11 protein-coding genes and 1 pseudogene are annotated in these 15,876 nt (G+C 42.6%); 1 reads left to right on the top strand and 11 read right to left on the bottom strand.

Annotated elements, in window-relative coordinates; translation table 11 throughout:
- Positions 1-13 precede the first annotated feature (13 nt).
- The 7 genes and pseudogenes from KQP79_RS16270 to KQP79_RS16300 form a co-directional block, all read right to left on the bottom strand.
- Positions 14-1,576 (bottom strand): DUF6850 family outer membrane beta-barrel protein, encoded by a 1,563-nt coding sequence (locus tag KQP79_RS16270; protein WP_004327091.1) that lies wholly within the window; start codon positions 1,574-1,576, stop codon positions 14-16.
- 23 nt (positions 1,577-1,599) lie between these two features.
- On the bottom strand, positions 1,600-2,871 hold the full coding sequence (locus tag KQP79_RS16275; protein ID WP_004312956.1) for a DUF4876 domain-containing protein: 1,272 nt from the start codon (positions 2,869-2,871) through the stop codon (positions 1,600-1,602).
- 13 nt (positions 2,872-2,884) lie between these two features.
- Positions 2,885-5,755, bottom strand: a complete 2,871-nt coding sequence (locus KQP79_RS16280) for a TonB-dependent receptor (RefSeq protein ID WP_234120854.1) — start codon at positions 5,753-5,755, stop codon at positions 2,885-2,887.
- Positions 5,756-6,665: 910 nt separating this feature from the next.
- A pseudogene (locus KQP79_RS16285) lies at positions 6,666-8,545 on the bottom strand (carboxypeptidase-like regulatory domain-containing protein).
- Between the two features lie 1,257 nt (positions 8,546-9,802).
- Complete coding sequence (locus KQP79_RS16290) at positions 9,803-10,591, bottom strand: ParA family protein (protein WP_004311277.1); 789 nt, start codon at positions 10,589-10,591, stop codon at positions 9,803-9,805.
- 75 nt (positions 10,592-10,666) lie between these two features.
- Positions 10,667-11,071, bottom strand: coding sequence for a DUF3408 domain-containing protein (locus KQP79_RS16295; RefSeq protein WP_004315818.1), 405 nt, complete (start codon positions 11,069-11,071; stop codon positions 10,667-10,669).
- Between the two features lie 29 nt (positions 11,072-11,100).
- A complete protein-coding gene (locus tag KQP79_RS16300) occupies positions 11,101-11,517 on the bottom strand; it encodes a DUF3408 domain-containing protein (protein WP_004327094.1) in 417 nt (138 codons plus the stop codon).
- A 76-nt stretch (positions 11,518-11,593) separates the two neighbouring features.
- Between KQP79_RS16300 and KQP79_RS16305 the strand changes: the two genes are divergently transcribed.
- Positions 11,594-11,848: a hypothetical protein gene (locus KQP79_RS16305; protein ID WP_008650625.1), complete on the top strand. Its 255-nt coding sequence runs from the start codon at positions 11,594-11,596 to the stop codon at positions 11,846-11,848.
- Between the two features lie 583 nt (positions 11,849-12,431).
- Here the strand turns inward: KQP79_RS16305 and KQP79_RS16310 are convergent.
- From KQP79_RS16310 to KQP79_RS16325, 4 genes are read right to left on the bottom strand one after another with little or no spacing between them, the layout of a single operon-like run.
- Positions 12,432-12,998, bottom strand: a complete 567-nt coding sequence (locus KQP79_RS16310) for a DUF2284 domain-containing protein (RefSeq protein WP_004289236.1) — start codon at positions 12,996-12,998, stop codon at positions 12,432-12,434.
- Positions 12,995-13,753 (bottom strand): ABC transporter ATP-binding protein, encoded by a 759-nt coding sequence (locus KQP79_RS16315; RefSeq protein WP_004289235.1) that lies wholly within the window; start codon positions 13,751-13,753, stop codon positions 12,995-12,997. Before KQP79_RS16315 ends, KQP79_RS16310 begins: the two co-directional genes overlap by 4 nt.
- Complete coding sequence (locus KQP79_RS16320) at positions 13,750-14,730, bottom strand: FecCD family ABC transporter permease (RefSeq protein ID WP_004311292.1); 981 nt, start codon at positions 14,728-14,730, stop codon at positions 13,750-13,752. The genes KQP79_RS16315 and KQP79_RS16320 overlap by 4 nt, the downstream gene beginning before the upstream one ends.
- Positions 14,731-15,870: an ABC transporter substrate-binding protein gene (locus KQP79_RS16325; RefSeq protein WP_004289233.1), complete on the bottom strand. Its 1,140-nt coding sequence runs from the start codon at positions 15,868-15,870 to the stop codon at positions 14,731-14,733. It abuts the gene before it with no gap.
- Positions 15,871-15,876: the final 6 nt, after the last annotated feature.

Here is a 15,876-nt window from a genome sequence, read left to right on the forward strand (position 1 = left end):
TCGTTATGTAGCATTAAAAATTACATCCTAAACTTATCGATAAATGAGTACGCCCATCATAATCATAGTCAGAGGTATTTACACGATCGAATACAACTTTTGCAAATAAGTTCATACGTCTGTTTTCTCTGACTTGTTGCGAATACGTTATCGACCCGCCAATACGATAGTAATCACAGGTATAATAATTAGTCAGCCCTTGTTGTAATTCGGTTACAGTTGGATAGTCTGCATGGCTGCCACCATATACATATTCACCTCCCAGATTATTGTTATACGCAACATGAACATCTATTAAAAGCCTGCGATTCAAACTATTGCCTAAAACAAAATTTTTTTTGCCACCTAAGCCTAAAGATAAATTTTCTGCATTCTGTACAGAATTAGGCATTAAATATTCATCGTCTTGCTTGGTATAATTCACATTTAATTCTGCTTTCCAACTATATTCATTCCCGCGGTTTCTGCTTAATGCATAATTAAGAGAAGCGGTTTGTGCCTTGTACGTAGAACGGATGTTATTATATAATTCCACCCAGCCACTTTGTGATTCAGAGTTATCGCGTTGAGAAATATACTGAATACCATCGATGTTACGATTTGTATATGTGGTTCTCATATAATTGGTATAGTCCTTTCCTTCCTGAATCATCGTTAAAGAAACATGAGCAGTTTTATCTTTTACACCGGCTATTTTTTTAGGAGTCGTATAGCTCTGCTGAACAGTTTCCGCTTTTACATCGTAACTGCCCTCAAGCAGTAAATTGAAAGAGGGCATACTGAAGTTGTACTGGAGAGCTCCACCGAAACGGTCTCCAATATAATTGCTGGTTACACCGCTGCCTATTCCTTTTATGGCTGTTCCCAAACCGTATAATATATAATAGTCCTGATCCACATAAGAGTTGACATTACTCATTCTTGAGTCTTCCTTGATAGAACTATACTTGAAACTTGCACCAAACTTGTGTGAATTATTCAACTTGTAAGTAATCCCCGGCGTCAGTCCCAGCGTATAAAAACGGGTATCCACACGCGGGTCGCGCTGTTTGGCAGCTAATGTAGCTACATAATTACCTTCCAACCCCAATGCCCAATGATTACCAAGTAAAGGAGTAGCTGCACGAAACTTCAGATCGTAATATTGATTTCTCCATTTGCTTAAGTGCTGGTCTGCGACATAGTAAGGCATTCCCCTGAATGGATCGGCAATGGAGGCGTTATATCCGGCATCTGTCAGATTTTTTTGTGCAAAATTAAATGCTCCCCACACATATGCATTTTTCAGATTGATAAAGCCTTCACTGGATACACCTACGATAGCCTCTTTCTGCCCCTCTTGCGGACGGCAATAGTTTCCGTCCTGTAAGTCATATCCCAATATAACATTCGAATAATTCTGAATATCATCGAATGGCATACCGGCAGCATTCTGTGAATGAGACCATAGTCGTCTTGTTTTCAATTGTTCCATAGCGGCGGGAGAGAAGCCCTGTGCCGCTCCCACCATACTTACAAGGCAGGCTATCATTACCAGCAGGCAGCTTTTCATATAGTTCATATATTGTTTTTTCATTGTTCTGTCTTTTTAGTTAATTATTACAATGTGTGATTCCATGAAGGCATTTTTGCTCCATTACGACGCATTACAGGAACAACGCCACGTTCAAAGTCATCCGTACTGTTGTTTGTATCCTGATATATATATGTACCTGTTTCTTCGCGAATAATAGGATTACCTTCTTCGTCTGTGGACAATTTGCGAGCAATACCTAAACCGCAATAAGTAGCTCCTACCCAAGTAATACCTGCATCAAGTACACCGGGGACACGTTTTGCATTCATCTTTGACTCATTGTTTACTGCTTCAACAGCATCCAATACATATTTAATAGGTATTTTTGCATAATAAACATTGCTGTTCGGTTTGCTAAGATCTGTTGTCTTCATATTTTCATCGTTGACCGGATCCCAAGCTTCTCCTTCAGGAACACGAAAAATCACATAAGCACCTCCGAATACGGATGTCAAATATTGTGGTATACTTCCCATCTCTGCTTTTCCTTGGTAGAAAACATGTTGCATATCATAAGCTGCCTGGTCAGGGAAGTTTGGATTATTCATATTAAACTCAAACTCAGAACTACTGCCGTCTATAGGACTTTGAGGGTTATAGATGTCCAACTGATGGTTAGCGGCAAATTGAGAAATGATGCAAGATTCACCTGGCGCTAACGGATATTCGGTTCCATTTCCTGGAAATTTCCACACACGTTCTCCATATGCATAATTATTACCGTCCGCTTCCGGCCAAATAGGTAATTTAGTGGTAGCTGTACCCGGAGTTAAATTTGCGAAATAAATACCGTCCAAATACAAAATGTCAGCAGAGTTATTGTATATCTCATAGAACTGGTCTCGGAAATAGACTCCTCCTTTTTCCGGACGGCTACCGCAATAATAAATCTCCTTGAATATTAATGGGCTCACTTTAAGCCCTTGTACTTCAATATTCAATGCGCTACCATGCTTAAATAATGCCGCATTTACAGAATTGCCATTGATGTAGTATTCATTGTTTTCTGTATCGATCGCTGTACCGGATACTGTTACCGAATAAATTCCGGGGATAATTCCGTCAACTTTCACACTATTATCAGTTACTTCTTTTACATAATGTAAATCTTCATCGTAATTGTCGAACTTTACAGTCAGATCTTTCAGTGTGGATATATTTTCAACGGTAATATCCAAATATACATCCACTGTGATAGGATTCACTTCTGCTGTGCCAGACATGTCCCTGAACGAATCGCATCCTATCAAAAGGGTACTTGCCAATGTAAACAAATATATTAAATATTTTTTCATAACTTCCTAAACATTATAAAGTGAGTGATAATTCCAGCCCAAAGAAAAATCGGTTATTCAATTGAATATATGAACCCGGATTACGTTTGGATTCTCTGCGCGGATAACTTCTGAACATATTGTTGGCAAAGAAAGAAACACGTAGCATATTGCTAATTTCTTTAGTTACATTCAAGTTAAAACAAAAATAAGGACTGTATGATTCTTTTATAGCATTATTATGACTTACATTATTCAACATATATCCATATCCTGCATCCTTTACTTGCTGGGTAGTGGTATATTTCCCCTTGGGAAACATATTTACAGACGCATCTTCCAATGCTAAATAGCCCACAGGTATAGAATCGTTTCCAAATGTATTCCAATTAGACTGCTGCCAAATAGCTTGTGCTGTCATCGTAACAACAAAACCGATACGCGGGATATTGTGAGTGGCACGTAAAGTCGTTACAAATTGTTGTTTGTAACTTGCATTGCCTTCTTGAGAATAAATGGCCATCGGTTTACGGGCTGAAGCAGCATCTTCGCTATTGTCATAGAAGCTATAACCCTGACGCCAACTCTTAGTACGCATCCATGAGCCATTTATTTGGAAGGCCGTACGGATAGCATCAATACGTCCGATATTCAAATCAAATTCTAAACCTTTAGTTTCTATATTTAAATTATTAGTTGGTTTTGCATAAGTAGACAATACCGGTAGGCTACTACTAAGCTCTATCCCGTTTTCTGTGCGCTGGTATTCATTGTAGATAAATGTATTGAAGGTGTTGAAGGTTTGGCTCATTACATAACCATCCTTCAGACGCTCCTTATAAGCTATTACATTCAGATTGGTTTTACCCACTCGTAAATTAAAACCGACTTCTGCTTTATGATTTTGGGCAATCTTCAAATCTGAGTTATCTACTTGCCGAACTTCTGTGGTAGTCATAAACAAGCGCTGGCTTTCCGGAATATTTTCATTGGTAAGCTCATTTATATTGATATATTCAAAATATGCATTTTCTGGATATAAATAGAGAAGAGAAGGCATCTTTGCAGCAATACCGTAACCTCCCTGAAGACTTAATAGATTCGGAATCAAATCAATGGATGCATTTACACGTGGCGAGAAAATGCCTCCTACTACTGAGGTATGATCATAACGCACACCAGCCTGAATGTTCAAATCATGCGTACCGCTTATGGACCATTTGAAATTATCTTCCACATATGCACCAAATTGGTTAATGAAAGGAATATCCTTATAGTTACGTGGACGGAAAGATGAATTATGACCGTATTGACTACGATAAGGAGGAGTACTTGGGTCATAAGTTTTTCCTTTACCAACGTTACCGTCACTCCGGAAATCCGCACCAATCAAGATGCGGTTGTTTACATGACCGCTCGCCTTGAATAGAGAACTCGTCACTTTAGCAAACAAATTAACTTCACGACTATCGATCTCATAGTGTCCCAAATAGCTGCTTGGTAGATAAACAGCATAATGATTTATGTCTTCCGGTCCAAAATTAGTAATTTGATTACCATTGGCATCATAGATATGCTGACCTGCAAAGTTACTAAGTACCGCACCGTTTGTAGTGGTCATGGAATAAGGAGATGTAGCAGAACTGTATACGGTTTCATAATAACTGTCTTTATCCATATACGTACCTGACAATACATAGCGTAGTGTTTTTAACCAGCCCTTATTTATATTCCATGTACCATTGGTATTCAAAGTAAAACCTATATCGCGGCCTTCCGAAGCTGTTTTAGTTTGTTCATCATCAGGATTACGTTCACGTTGATCCTTACCATAAATAAAATCAAAGCTGGAATTGGTACGTAACTTATTATTAAAGAAAGTATTTGAATAGAGCAACTTTGTTGTGGCACGCTGATAGTGCTGGTAACTGGATATTGGATTATTCGTATTATAAGCATAATCTGCACTTACATTTAAAGCGCCTTTCTTTTTTCCAAGTTCAAAACCGGTTCCCATAGACACCTGATAGATATTGGGATTGGCTTTTGCTTTGACACGTAGCGGCTCACGACCAGCTTTTGTATTAATAATTACTGCTCCTGAGGTCAGATCACCATATTCAACAGAAGGGATACCACGAACGATTTGTATAGACTCTATATTTTCAGTAGAAATACTACGAACATCGGTTCCACCAGCCGGCGAGGCACCTCCGGCCAATGAAGCGGGTGTTTCCGTACCACTTAATACCGTAGGGCTCATCGCAGATAGATTAGCATTATTTGAGATGGGGGCACCATCACGAATTATTGCGGTGCCCATAGCATTCATCGGAGCTTCCGGACCACTGGAACTGGAAACTTGACGGATGTTAATCTGTTGTGCCGAACTCATATCTTGATTCTGTGAAATTCCACCTGGCATCAATGACATTACATCATATAAACTGGTCGCTTGCATATGGTCCATAGCAGAGCGGGAAATGTGAGAAGATGTGGATTTGCCTGAACGGCTGTTGGTTGCAGTTACTGTAACTTCTTTCAACTTAAAATCCTCATTCCTCATTGTAAAATTAAGAACCAAATCCTTATTTACATTTATTAAGGTGTCAATGGAGACTTTGCCCAAATATTGAATTTGCATACGAATTTTACCAGTAGGTACGTTTTCCAGTATGTATCTACCATTTTCATCAGAGGTTGTCCCTAGTGCAATTTCAGGAATAGACACAGCTGCAAATTCTAAAGGCAAACGCTTGTTGTTGTGGTCGTACTCATAAACAGTGCCTGTAAGTTTTACTTTGTAATTGTTTTGCGATTTGATAGGGAGGGCAATTCCTATGCAAATAAGTATAAACAAGTATATAATATTACACCCCAAAATACCTTTTTTCATAAGTAACATCATATTTATTAATAATGCAAAATTATATGTAAATTTTAAATTAAAACAAACCATTGTGTGTAACAAAACTAAAATTATTAAAAATACATGTTGTTTTTGTTGGTGCCGTTGCATAATCTCACAGACCTCAACCGTCTGTTGTCTAACAATATAGCAACTGCATTATATTTAGGAAAATCCAATATATATTAGTACTTTATTTAAGTTCCATACATAGTAATACGGATCTTGAGTGATTAAAAGCAAACTGCAAATCTAAATAAAAAACGGGATGGTTGTAGTTCTGATATGCTATATCTTAATACAACGCAGATAAATACTTATATTTTCATTGATAGATCTAACTAAGTTAAAAAACGGATTTTCTCCAAAATTCTTCTGATAGCTCCGTTCCAGCCTCATATTTATCGCACTTTACAGAAGCCCCAGTTCAAATATAAGGAAACTGTATCTCTCTTCGATAAAAGATCTATTTTAGGACGCAAAATTAGATATTACAAAAGATTATAAAAATACCATTTTTTGGGTATAAAAACGCATCTAATACCTATATATAGGTATTAAATATCATTGGCAATGTATGTTCCATTTCATTAAGCAAACAATTTTTTGTATAAAATACAAATAGTACTTTTTTACCCACTTAAAAAGTGCAAGAATGTATAAAAGTCCATGTGTCAGCTATAATAGGGGCATGAATAGGCATCCGTTCCATACCTGTCCCTATTTGAATCGGTCACCCCACAGTGACCGGACATTACTCACCCAATTCGGATTCTCATTACAGTAGGCAACGAAAATCTGTATCAAGTTCCAAAGCCCGAGAATCATTCCATTAAACCTGGCAGGAATTGTGACAACATGTCTGCTTGAAACAGCTACTATTATGGTATCATGCTGTATTGTTATGCTATATACCATGTTCTAAGTCAAAACTCTTTTTTTTTAGAATTGAAGGTTTAAGGCTCCATCCGAAAGTCAATATCACTTTCTCAAAATTCTTTTCTACAGCACCCTTTGTATAAGTTAGGATGTCTTTCTCTAGAAAATTTTTGAAATCAGATGAACTCATGTCTCTAAAAATGTTTATATATTCTTTTTTAAGAAATTCATTTATGGCATGTGCCGATATCTTTTTTTGCGTGCACTTTTCTATAACATATAAGTTGCTTGGTACCGGTACCATCGTGTCCAGCCCCATGAAGATATACAGTCTACCATAAGAGTATAAGCGCCGCTCTCGGCAAGAGGTGCGGAAATGCAGTAATTGGCTTGCTCAAGCAGAGAATCCACCAGTTCTTTTGTGGAAGAACTGATACTATTGGCCAATTGTTCATATCCTCTTAGATTCAGTTGGGATATGGTCTTTTCGATAGCCGGGATGAATTTCATTCCTGGACCCAGGTTCAAATCAAATCTTTTGTAATAGACAAGAAGCTCATTCCAATCTTTGTACCGTGAAGGTTTGATGATATTTACATTGTCTATACCATGTTGTTTAAGATACTCGCCGGAGGAAAATGCATCTTCTTTGAAGGTCTGTGTGTTTCCATCCGGGAAACTTAAATAGATGGTCTTATATGTGTCTCCAGTGTTGGTCCTTGCAAAAGCTTTACATTCCTCACCTTTGAGATAATATGCTGTGGTGATGTCAAAACCATTACCGCTGGCATCATTGTCATAGCAACAATTCCACTTTACCTTATCAGATGGGAATATACGGCTTATATTCTCTATTTGGGATTTGGTGACATATCCCCCCGTGCTTATGAATGCGCATGTGGTTTCTTTAGTATAATGGTTTATTTCGTAGAAACTCATTGCGTCAATAGCGGATTCAAAGAGATATATGTCTGTAACCTTGTCAAAAGGAACAAAATTGGCCATCCAACAGCTTTGTGCCTTGTCACCACCCGTGGCAAAGGCTTTATAATTGGTATTGGTCTCTGCAAAATAGTTCCTCATTTCAAAGTTAAGGATTTCCATCTGGGAGGGTTTGCGGAATGGAAAGCCGATATGATTGTTTTTTCCTACCTGGTAGATGAACAGTCTATTGGCGAAATCCTCCACAGTCTGTGGAGAGAGCTTCCTTTGGACGGTCAAATATGGATTATCCTTTTTGATAGGACGAGGATTCCAATAATTCAAATTGGATTCAATATCATTTGGATTCAGTCCCAGCAGAGGATTGTTTACCGTTTCGGTATCTTCATTGGTGATCTGTTGAGTAGGCATTGGTACACCATCAATGACGAAGAGAGGCTGGGTTCCTCCTGTGACGGAGTTGACACCTCTGATTCTGAAAGTCATTCCGCTTGACAATGAACCGTCTGTGGGGATAATCTGTACTCCGCTGATTTTGCCTTGTAGTGCTTGCAACGTCTGCGTAGAACTACTGTTTACAATATCTTTTATATTCACAGAAGCAACGGCGGTTGCAATATCACTTTTTCGCTGGCTACCATAGCCTACAACAACCACCTCATCCATCTCTGTGACTGAAGGGTCTAGAATGATATCAAATCTTCGGTTCTTTCCGATAGTGATAGTTTTGGGCTTATATCCCAGATAACTGATGACCAGTTTTTCAGAAGGAAGTACTTTTATCGTGAACTTTCCTTCTAAATCGGTGATTACTGCATTGGTGGTACCTTCGATATTTATCGTGGCACCGATAAGAGGTTCACTCTTCTCATCCAACACTTGCCCTGAAATAGTTACTTGCTGTGCTAATGCTACAGTGAAATGTAGTATTAGAAACAATGTGCTTAATAGTACTTTTCTCTTCATAGTGCAGATATTAAAGTTTATAATAAGGATTAATACAATTAGATTTAAAATGGTAGTGCAAATAAAGCGAATTATAATATCCATGTTTTGACCTATTGTACTTTTCTCTTGACCAAATTACAGACTTTTTCTTCAAAGGTAATCGCTTTCTATTAATTTCATTTATCACCGCGTAAAATTATTCGATTGGACTTTTTATAGTGAGTATTATCATGGGGAGTATTAAAAAAGATTGGATATGAAAAATAGTATGTTAAATCATTCTGTTTTCTCAAATATGCAGTGGGGTGTGAGCGCAAGGAAAAATATCTGTAGAAATTGATAATAATGTATTTTATTCAAACTTTCCATTTATCCAAACTCTATCAGTTATCTGCACTTAAATCAGGCTTTGATATTTCAAGAGTTTGGATAAATGATTAAGGATTCAGTCTGCATTAATACCGAACATAGCAGTCAGTGAACGATTGATACCTTACGTTCGCATCGTGCGAAGTCTATTCCTTTCCACACGGTTTTGCGTCCGGCTGAAGATGCACACTCGGCTTGCGCCTTGTTCCTTTGCTGTTTCTTTATACTTGAAGTTCTACAATTCGTTTCACAAAGAATTACCCTGTGGAAGTCTGCCCGCTTTCGCGTAGGGTGACGTTGAAACCTTTATCCAGGGCATTACACCATGGCATTCGCTTTCTCCACAATCCTTTACCCGCACCTCATTCGGCCGCTCTTACAATTGGCCACCCATCGGTTATTGGCTGACGGGAGAGATACGGGCTTACCAAGTTTCGCACAAATAACTGACGACCGACTTAGACTCCGCCTATCCACCAGCAGTGCGACATCCGTGTAGCACGATGTAACAGCGTACTATCCTGACTGCTTGCCTTTTGGAATGGCCCATAAATATCCGTGAGCTAATTCATAGTCACGATGGTACGGCGATTCACTTAGGTTACTCATATCAGTCAGCTTTGACATTCTTCGCCTATGATGCTTAGGTTGGAACGTCGTTGTCAAGAGGGCTTCGCACCCGACCGTTGCCAGTCACGTACGCCTCTTCAGGCTACTATTGATGGAACAATAGGTTCAGACACGATGCTGAACAATTACTTGTGTGACCTCTTGGCGCACATTACACTACTAAGGTAATGCTTTTATAGGAGAAGTCACATCTGTAAAAAACTTATTATCATGCAATTATCTTACTTTATCTTAGGCTAAAAGCCCTTATTCAAGGTGTCTGTATCCTATCATCCGCTACCGCTCGGTATCGGATTCCTCCAGACCGATGGCATGGCATATCTCCTCCACCAGTTCAGGAAGGCCGGAGTCTTTCTCCTGACGGGGATCGGGTGGAAACAGCGTGGAACGAAAGACACCCTTACAGACAGGGTCCGCCTCCTTGTTGTAGCGGAGGGTGTTCGGAATGTGTGAGGACAGCAGCCGCAGCCCCATCCTGTGGATGACCCGGTTCCAGGCATCATACAAATTCTTCCGTCCCCTTCTATCCACCATGTTCCAGAACAGCCGGATTCCTTTCAAGTTGCAGTTCCCCTTGGCGATCAGCTCCTCTTCCAGCACCTTGGTAAACTGCAGGGAACTCTGCATGACGATATTGTCCGCCTTGAGCGGGACAAAGATATAGTCCATCGCGGCAACGGTATGAACCACCCCCTCGCTGCGGAGCGTTCCGGGAAGGTCGAAGAGCACGATATCGAAAGTCTCCCCTTTTTCGTCCATATAACGCCGCAGGTCTTCCACCCCCTTTTCCGGGTCGCTTTTGATGACCGGATAGGCAGGCTTACGGATTCTTTCGTACTGCCGGTACAGGTTCACCTTCAGGTCGTCATTTTTCATGACATTCTCCATGTCCCTCTCACGCATCAGGGCGATGCTGTGCTGCGGGGAGTCACAGTCCACAACCGCCACACGCACGTCTTTGCGGTAATGCAGGACACTGGCCAGCAGTACCGTAAAGACGGATTTTCCGACGCCACCCTTCTGGCTGGCGATGGCAACCAACAACTCTTTTTCTTTTTTCATCATACTTCTTTTTCATTAAAAGTTAAACACTATTGTTTCAGAAACAAAAATAATGCTCCCATCGGGGGAGATCCCCTGTCATGGGGGACGAGCCTTTATGACCGGGCCGGGCAGGGACTCCTCCAGAATCATGTCCGTCGTTTCCCTGTATTCTTCCAGATGCCGCGAGACAAGGTGGTTGATGAACCCCTCCAGAGTGACCTTTCCGTTTCTCGAGGCTCCCGCCAGGATGGACAGTTTCCGGTGCAGGGCGGCGGGAATATGCAGCGACCGACGCTGCACGCCCGCAATGCCATGCAGGTATTCCTCCCCGTAGACGGACGGTTGCATGGGGCCATTTTTCCTTGCGGGACGTATAATGTCGTTACCGGACGTTCCACGTCTCTTCCGGGGACAGGCAGGCGCTTCCCCCATGATCTCACGGATGCGGTCCGCGTCCATCCCGCCAAGACCAATCCGCTCTTTTACGTTCTTTCCTGTCATGATATGCCTTCTTGGACAATGACAACGTTTTATCGGCGAGGTGTTCCTCCCGGCTGTCCGTCCTCATCCCAGGGACGGTAGACCTCACCGAGCAGGGAGGCGATGTCCTCCCTGTGTTCCTCCATATGGAGTTCCAACAACCGGATGATAAAACCGGAGATGCTGCCGCAGCCGGCGGCCCTGACCAGCATGGCGATCCGGCGGTGCAGTCTCCCATCAATGTAGGCGGTCTTCCACTCAGCGGCTCTGGGAGCGGGAACCAGAAACCTCCTCTTGTATTCCTCCGGACCTGTCACTTTCCCTGCCCGGACCTGACTTCCATGACTTGGTATCTCCACCACTGGTTCCAGGGATGGGGAAACGGGAGCTGACAGAAGGTTCCCCGTGAGTCCGACCCTCTCGAGAACGATATCGGAAAGCCGGTTCTTTTCCTTTTCTGAATCCATATTTTAAAATCTTAAATTATTAAATTACACAACTGGTATTGTCTCGGAATACAAAATAAAGGAAGAAGAGAACAGGATGAAACCACCTGTCACTTATAGTCATCCAAAGTCAGTTATTGTCATGATACACATGACGGGGGGGACGGAGATGCCGTTCCGTTCGGACGGTTCTTCCTATGCGGAGGCGACATCAGAGGCCCGTAGTGGTGTGGAAAAGCGAGCGGGATTCCGTTTCCTTGTCCACCGTTCCTTTTTAATCCTTATGGGCAGGCGTGAGAGCGCGCATCCGTCCGGATACGGATTCTTAAATTATCGGTCTATGGGAGTGTAAAAGTATTAATCCGTTAATGGAGAATTATGAAGGAAGACCATAAGGTGTACACGGCTACATTCTCCATTTGCAGAAGTGTAGAAGTAGTAATCCATTAATGAAGATAATGCAGAAAAACCATAAACCATATACGGCTCACTGCCGCTCTCCATTTGTAGATGTGTAGAAGTAACAATCCATTAATGGACAATAGGGCATGTAAAGGGCAGATTTCCCGTATATTCGCCTCCTTATTCCCGAATTATGGACGTAAGTCATATGATTATGGAGAGATATCCACCCTTTTATGGGGAGAGCAGCCGGCAAACACCTGATGGAAATGCCTCGTAAATCACAGGAGAATAGCCATACAATGGGCTAATACACAATAATTATTGGATAAATGTGGTCCGCTCCTGCGGACAGCAAGTTGTGTTTTCGTTTAACGAAAACAGGACGGTTTAACGGAGAATACACCGATAAACCGTTACTTATTTCAAGCTCCAGCGTCGCTTTTTACATATCTAATTATAATTCATTTGAAATCACAAAACAGATTGAACCGAATGTGGTTAGTTTGTCTGTTTATTTCATGTCCGAATCATTAGTATGCTATGTTGCAAAGTTCGTATTCATTATGAAAAAATCCGCTTACGAGAACAAGATATTCAGGTAATTTGCCATCCTTTCCCCAAAGAAGTTCGATGTTAAAAAGTTCAGAAAGCGTTTTGGCTATGTCAAATCCGAAGGCTTCGAGTGACGGACGCACTTTTTCCGGGTGTCGGCATGGTGTGCCGCAGTTACGCGTACACTCGTTATCTGAGCAGTGAAGACATTTACCTATATAGGCAAATGAACGCCCTCCATATTTCCGTTCCATATCCAATAATTCGCTCTCGATTCGTATCCGTTCCGGTAAAATGAGTTTTTGTGTATATTCAATCGGAATATCTTTGTCTTCAGGGATTATCTTCGTTGCCATAAGATGTGCATACTTGTATTGTCGGAGAAACGATTCCGTATCAAAATCAAATGGAGGACACCCCCAACTTTTACCGTAATTGGTACATTGTTTGCAAAGTTCAAGAAAATGTGGTTCGTCACGGAATTCGGCGATGTATCCTTCAACAGTGATGTCTGAAGTAAAATTTTCTACAGTGTATATACTCATTGTTTCAAAATCATTGTACCGCATAAGGAGTCGAAACGGATGTTTTCATTTTGGAAAAGTCTGTCAATGTATCCGCTTTTCTGCATTTCAGACGCGGTCAAGCAACTTAAATTCGGGGTATCTAACAATGCTATCGAATCGCACATGGACAACGCGATGTCAAGTTCATGTGTCGAGAACATGATACATTTTTTCTCGTCGTGGACAAGCCTACGAAGCAACGCCACAAGTTCGTAGCGATTAGGCATGTCAAGAAAGGAAGTCGGTTCATCAAGGAGAATGATAGGAGTATCCTGTGCCAATGCACGAGCAATCATCACACGCTGGCATTCGCCATCCGACATTTTATCCATCGTGCGGTTTGCATAAGCCTCCATTCCCACCGAAATGAGCGATTGCATGACTATCTCCTTATCTGTTTCTTGCATCCTACCTATCCAGTTGGTATAAGGAGCACGGCCTATGGCTACGACATCCTTGCACCGCAGGTTGGCGATGCGCGTGCGCTCGGTCGTGACGACAGCCAGCGTTTTTGCCATATCTTCGGTTTTCATGCAGGCGATGTCGTGCCCGTCGAGAATGATTTTTCCGGAATAACACCGGTTCAGACCGGCTATGGCGCGGAGCAACGTCGATTTTCCTGTCCCGTTTCTTCCGATAAGGGCTGTCAGTTGACCTTTTTTTATCGTGGCATTTACCTCGTGGAGCAACGAGTTTTCTTTGTAACCTATGGAAAAATGCTGTAATTCTATCATGCGGTGATGGATTTGTTGCGTAAAACCACCCATACGACGATTGGGATTCCCAATAGAGCTGTAATGGCGTTGATCGGCAAGGTGAATATTTTAGAAATGATGTCGCAAAGAAGCAATATCGATGCTCCCGAAAGAATTGTTCCGGGCAGAAGGACATGATGATCGCTATTTTGGAAAAGCATTCTTGTGACATGAGGCATAGCGAGACCTATGAAACCTATCGGACCGCAAAAAGCGGTTATCGTTCCGGCGAGCAGCGTTGTCGAGAGAAACAACAGGCTGCGTGAACGCCGAATATTCAGTCCCATTGTTACGGCATATTCCTCTCCGAACAGCAGGAGGTTAAGCGGTTTGATGGTCAGTACAGCCAACAGCAGTCCGGCAAACACCGATGGAACAAGAATCAGAAGTTGTCCGGAGGTGACGTCACCCAAAGCCCCCATCGTCCAAATGACAAAGGCTTTCAGCGATTCCTCTTTGCTGAGGTACTGCAATATCTGCACGACAGCACCTACGCCCGATGAGAACATCATGCCCAGAATCAGGATTACCATGATGTCTTTTATTCGCTGTCCGACGGCAGTTATCACGAGCAACACGACAGCCGCACCCACCCACGCTGCTCCGGCAATGCCTATTGATGAACCGATCCCGGCAAGTACCACAAGTGCCACACCGAGACTTGCACCGGAACTGATGCCAAGGACATAGGGACCGGCAAGAGGATTACGGAAGAGGGTCTGCATCTGAAGACCGCTGACCGATAAGGCAGCCCCGGCCAACAGTGCCACTATAGCTTTTATGAGGCGTATGTTGAGTACGATTTTTTCCGTGGCACGGGAACAATTTCCCCCGGTCAGTGCTGCCCATACATCGCGGATCGGAATGTTGACAGCTCCCACGGCCAAGTCCAGTAAAAAAAGACCGACCGTGAGCGTAATCAATATGGAGAATAATATAGTCGAACGGGAACGCATCTATTTCAGTTGCTTGTAATACACACACTCTTCCTGCACCAGTTCAGGATGGAATATCTTCACGAGGTCGCGGAGCACGATGTCAGGATTCACGACGGCAGACTCGTAATAGTCGTTACCCCCGGCTGTGTTGGTACGGGCGTTGTTGTTATACACCTCTCCATTTTTGAAACATCGGGTATCGGTGAATTTCGGACATGATGCCTTCAAGTCGTCAAGGGAGTTCGCCATTCCCACGTTCAACCACATGTCCGCATCCGACGCGAGCAGATATGCTTCTTCTAAGTCAATGGGGATAGAAGCGTTTCCCGTGTTCTTCTGGTAGATATAGCGGCCTCCCGCATCAGTAATCAAGCGGGCTACATAACTTTGGGTTGAAGGCATGAACCACGAGTCGCCATAGGGAACATTAAGCATAACCGAAGGAGTGCCGAGGGTACTGTCGGCCACTTTCTTTTTCAAGGCGTTGTATCTGACCGGGATTGCGGCAAAGGCTTTTTCACCCTTCTCACGTTTTCCTGTGACTTCTGAAAGCACTACCATCCATTCGGCCTTGCCGAGAGGCGACTCTTCAAGATAATCGCCGACATACATGAACGGTATGTCGAGTTCTTCGAGTTTGCTTTCCATTGCGCTTGCGCCGTTCACCCCATAGAGCAGAACGAGGTCGGGATCGAGCGAGAGCAGCAACTCGTAGTTGATGTTCCCTTCATAGCCGACATCGCCAATACTGTCGCGGCGGGCTTGGATGTCTGGGTTGGAAATGTAGTCGATTCCCGAAACGCCGGTTATACACCGGACTTCACCGATTGCGTCAAGCATGGCGATATGAGTGGAAGACATCGCCACGATACGTTTGGCGTCTCCTTTGAGTACCTGTCCTGCAAACCCTTCGGGAACCTCTTCACCGTTGCGGACGATAAACAGCCATGTGGTTACACTGTCCGCTCCCTGCCAGGGATTCCTGACGGTTATCAGTACGCTTTCCTTCCCGCCCGCCCCTTTGATGTCGAAGCCGGAGGCATATTCGGGAGCATAAAGCAGCAGGTTGAAATCATTGATTTTTGAGCTTTTGTTGTGGCAGCCTGTAAATGCCAGAGAAAGCAACAAAATCAGGCTTAAATTCTTTAATGCGTTCATATTGAT

Source organism: Bacteroides sp. DH3716P, assembly GCF_025914115.1.
Taxonomy (GTDB): domain Bacteria; phylum Bacteroidota; class Bacteroidia; order Bacteroidales; family Bacteroidaceae; genus Bacteroides; species Bacteroides ovatus.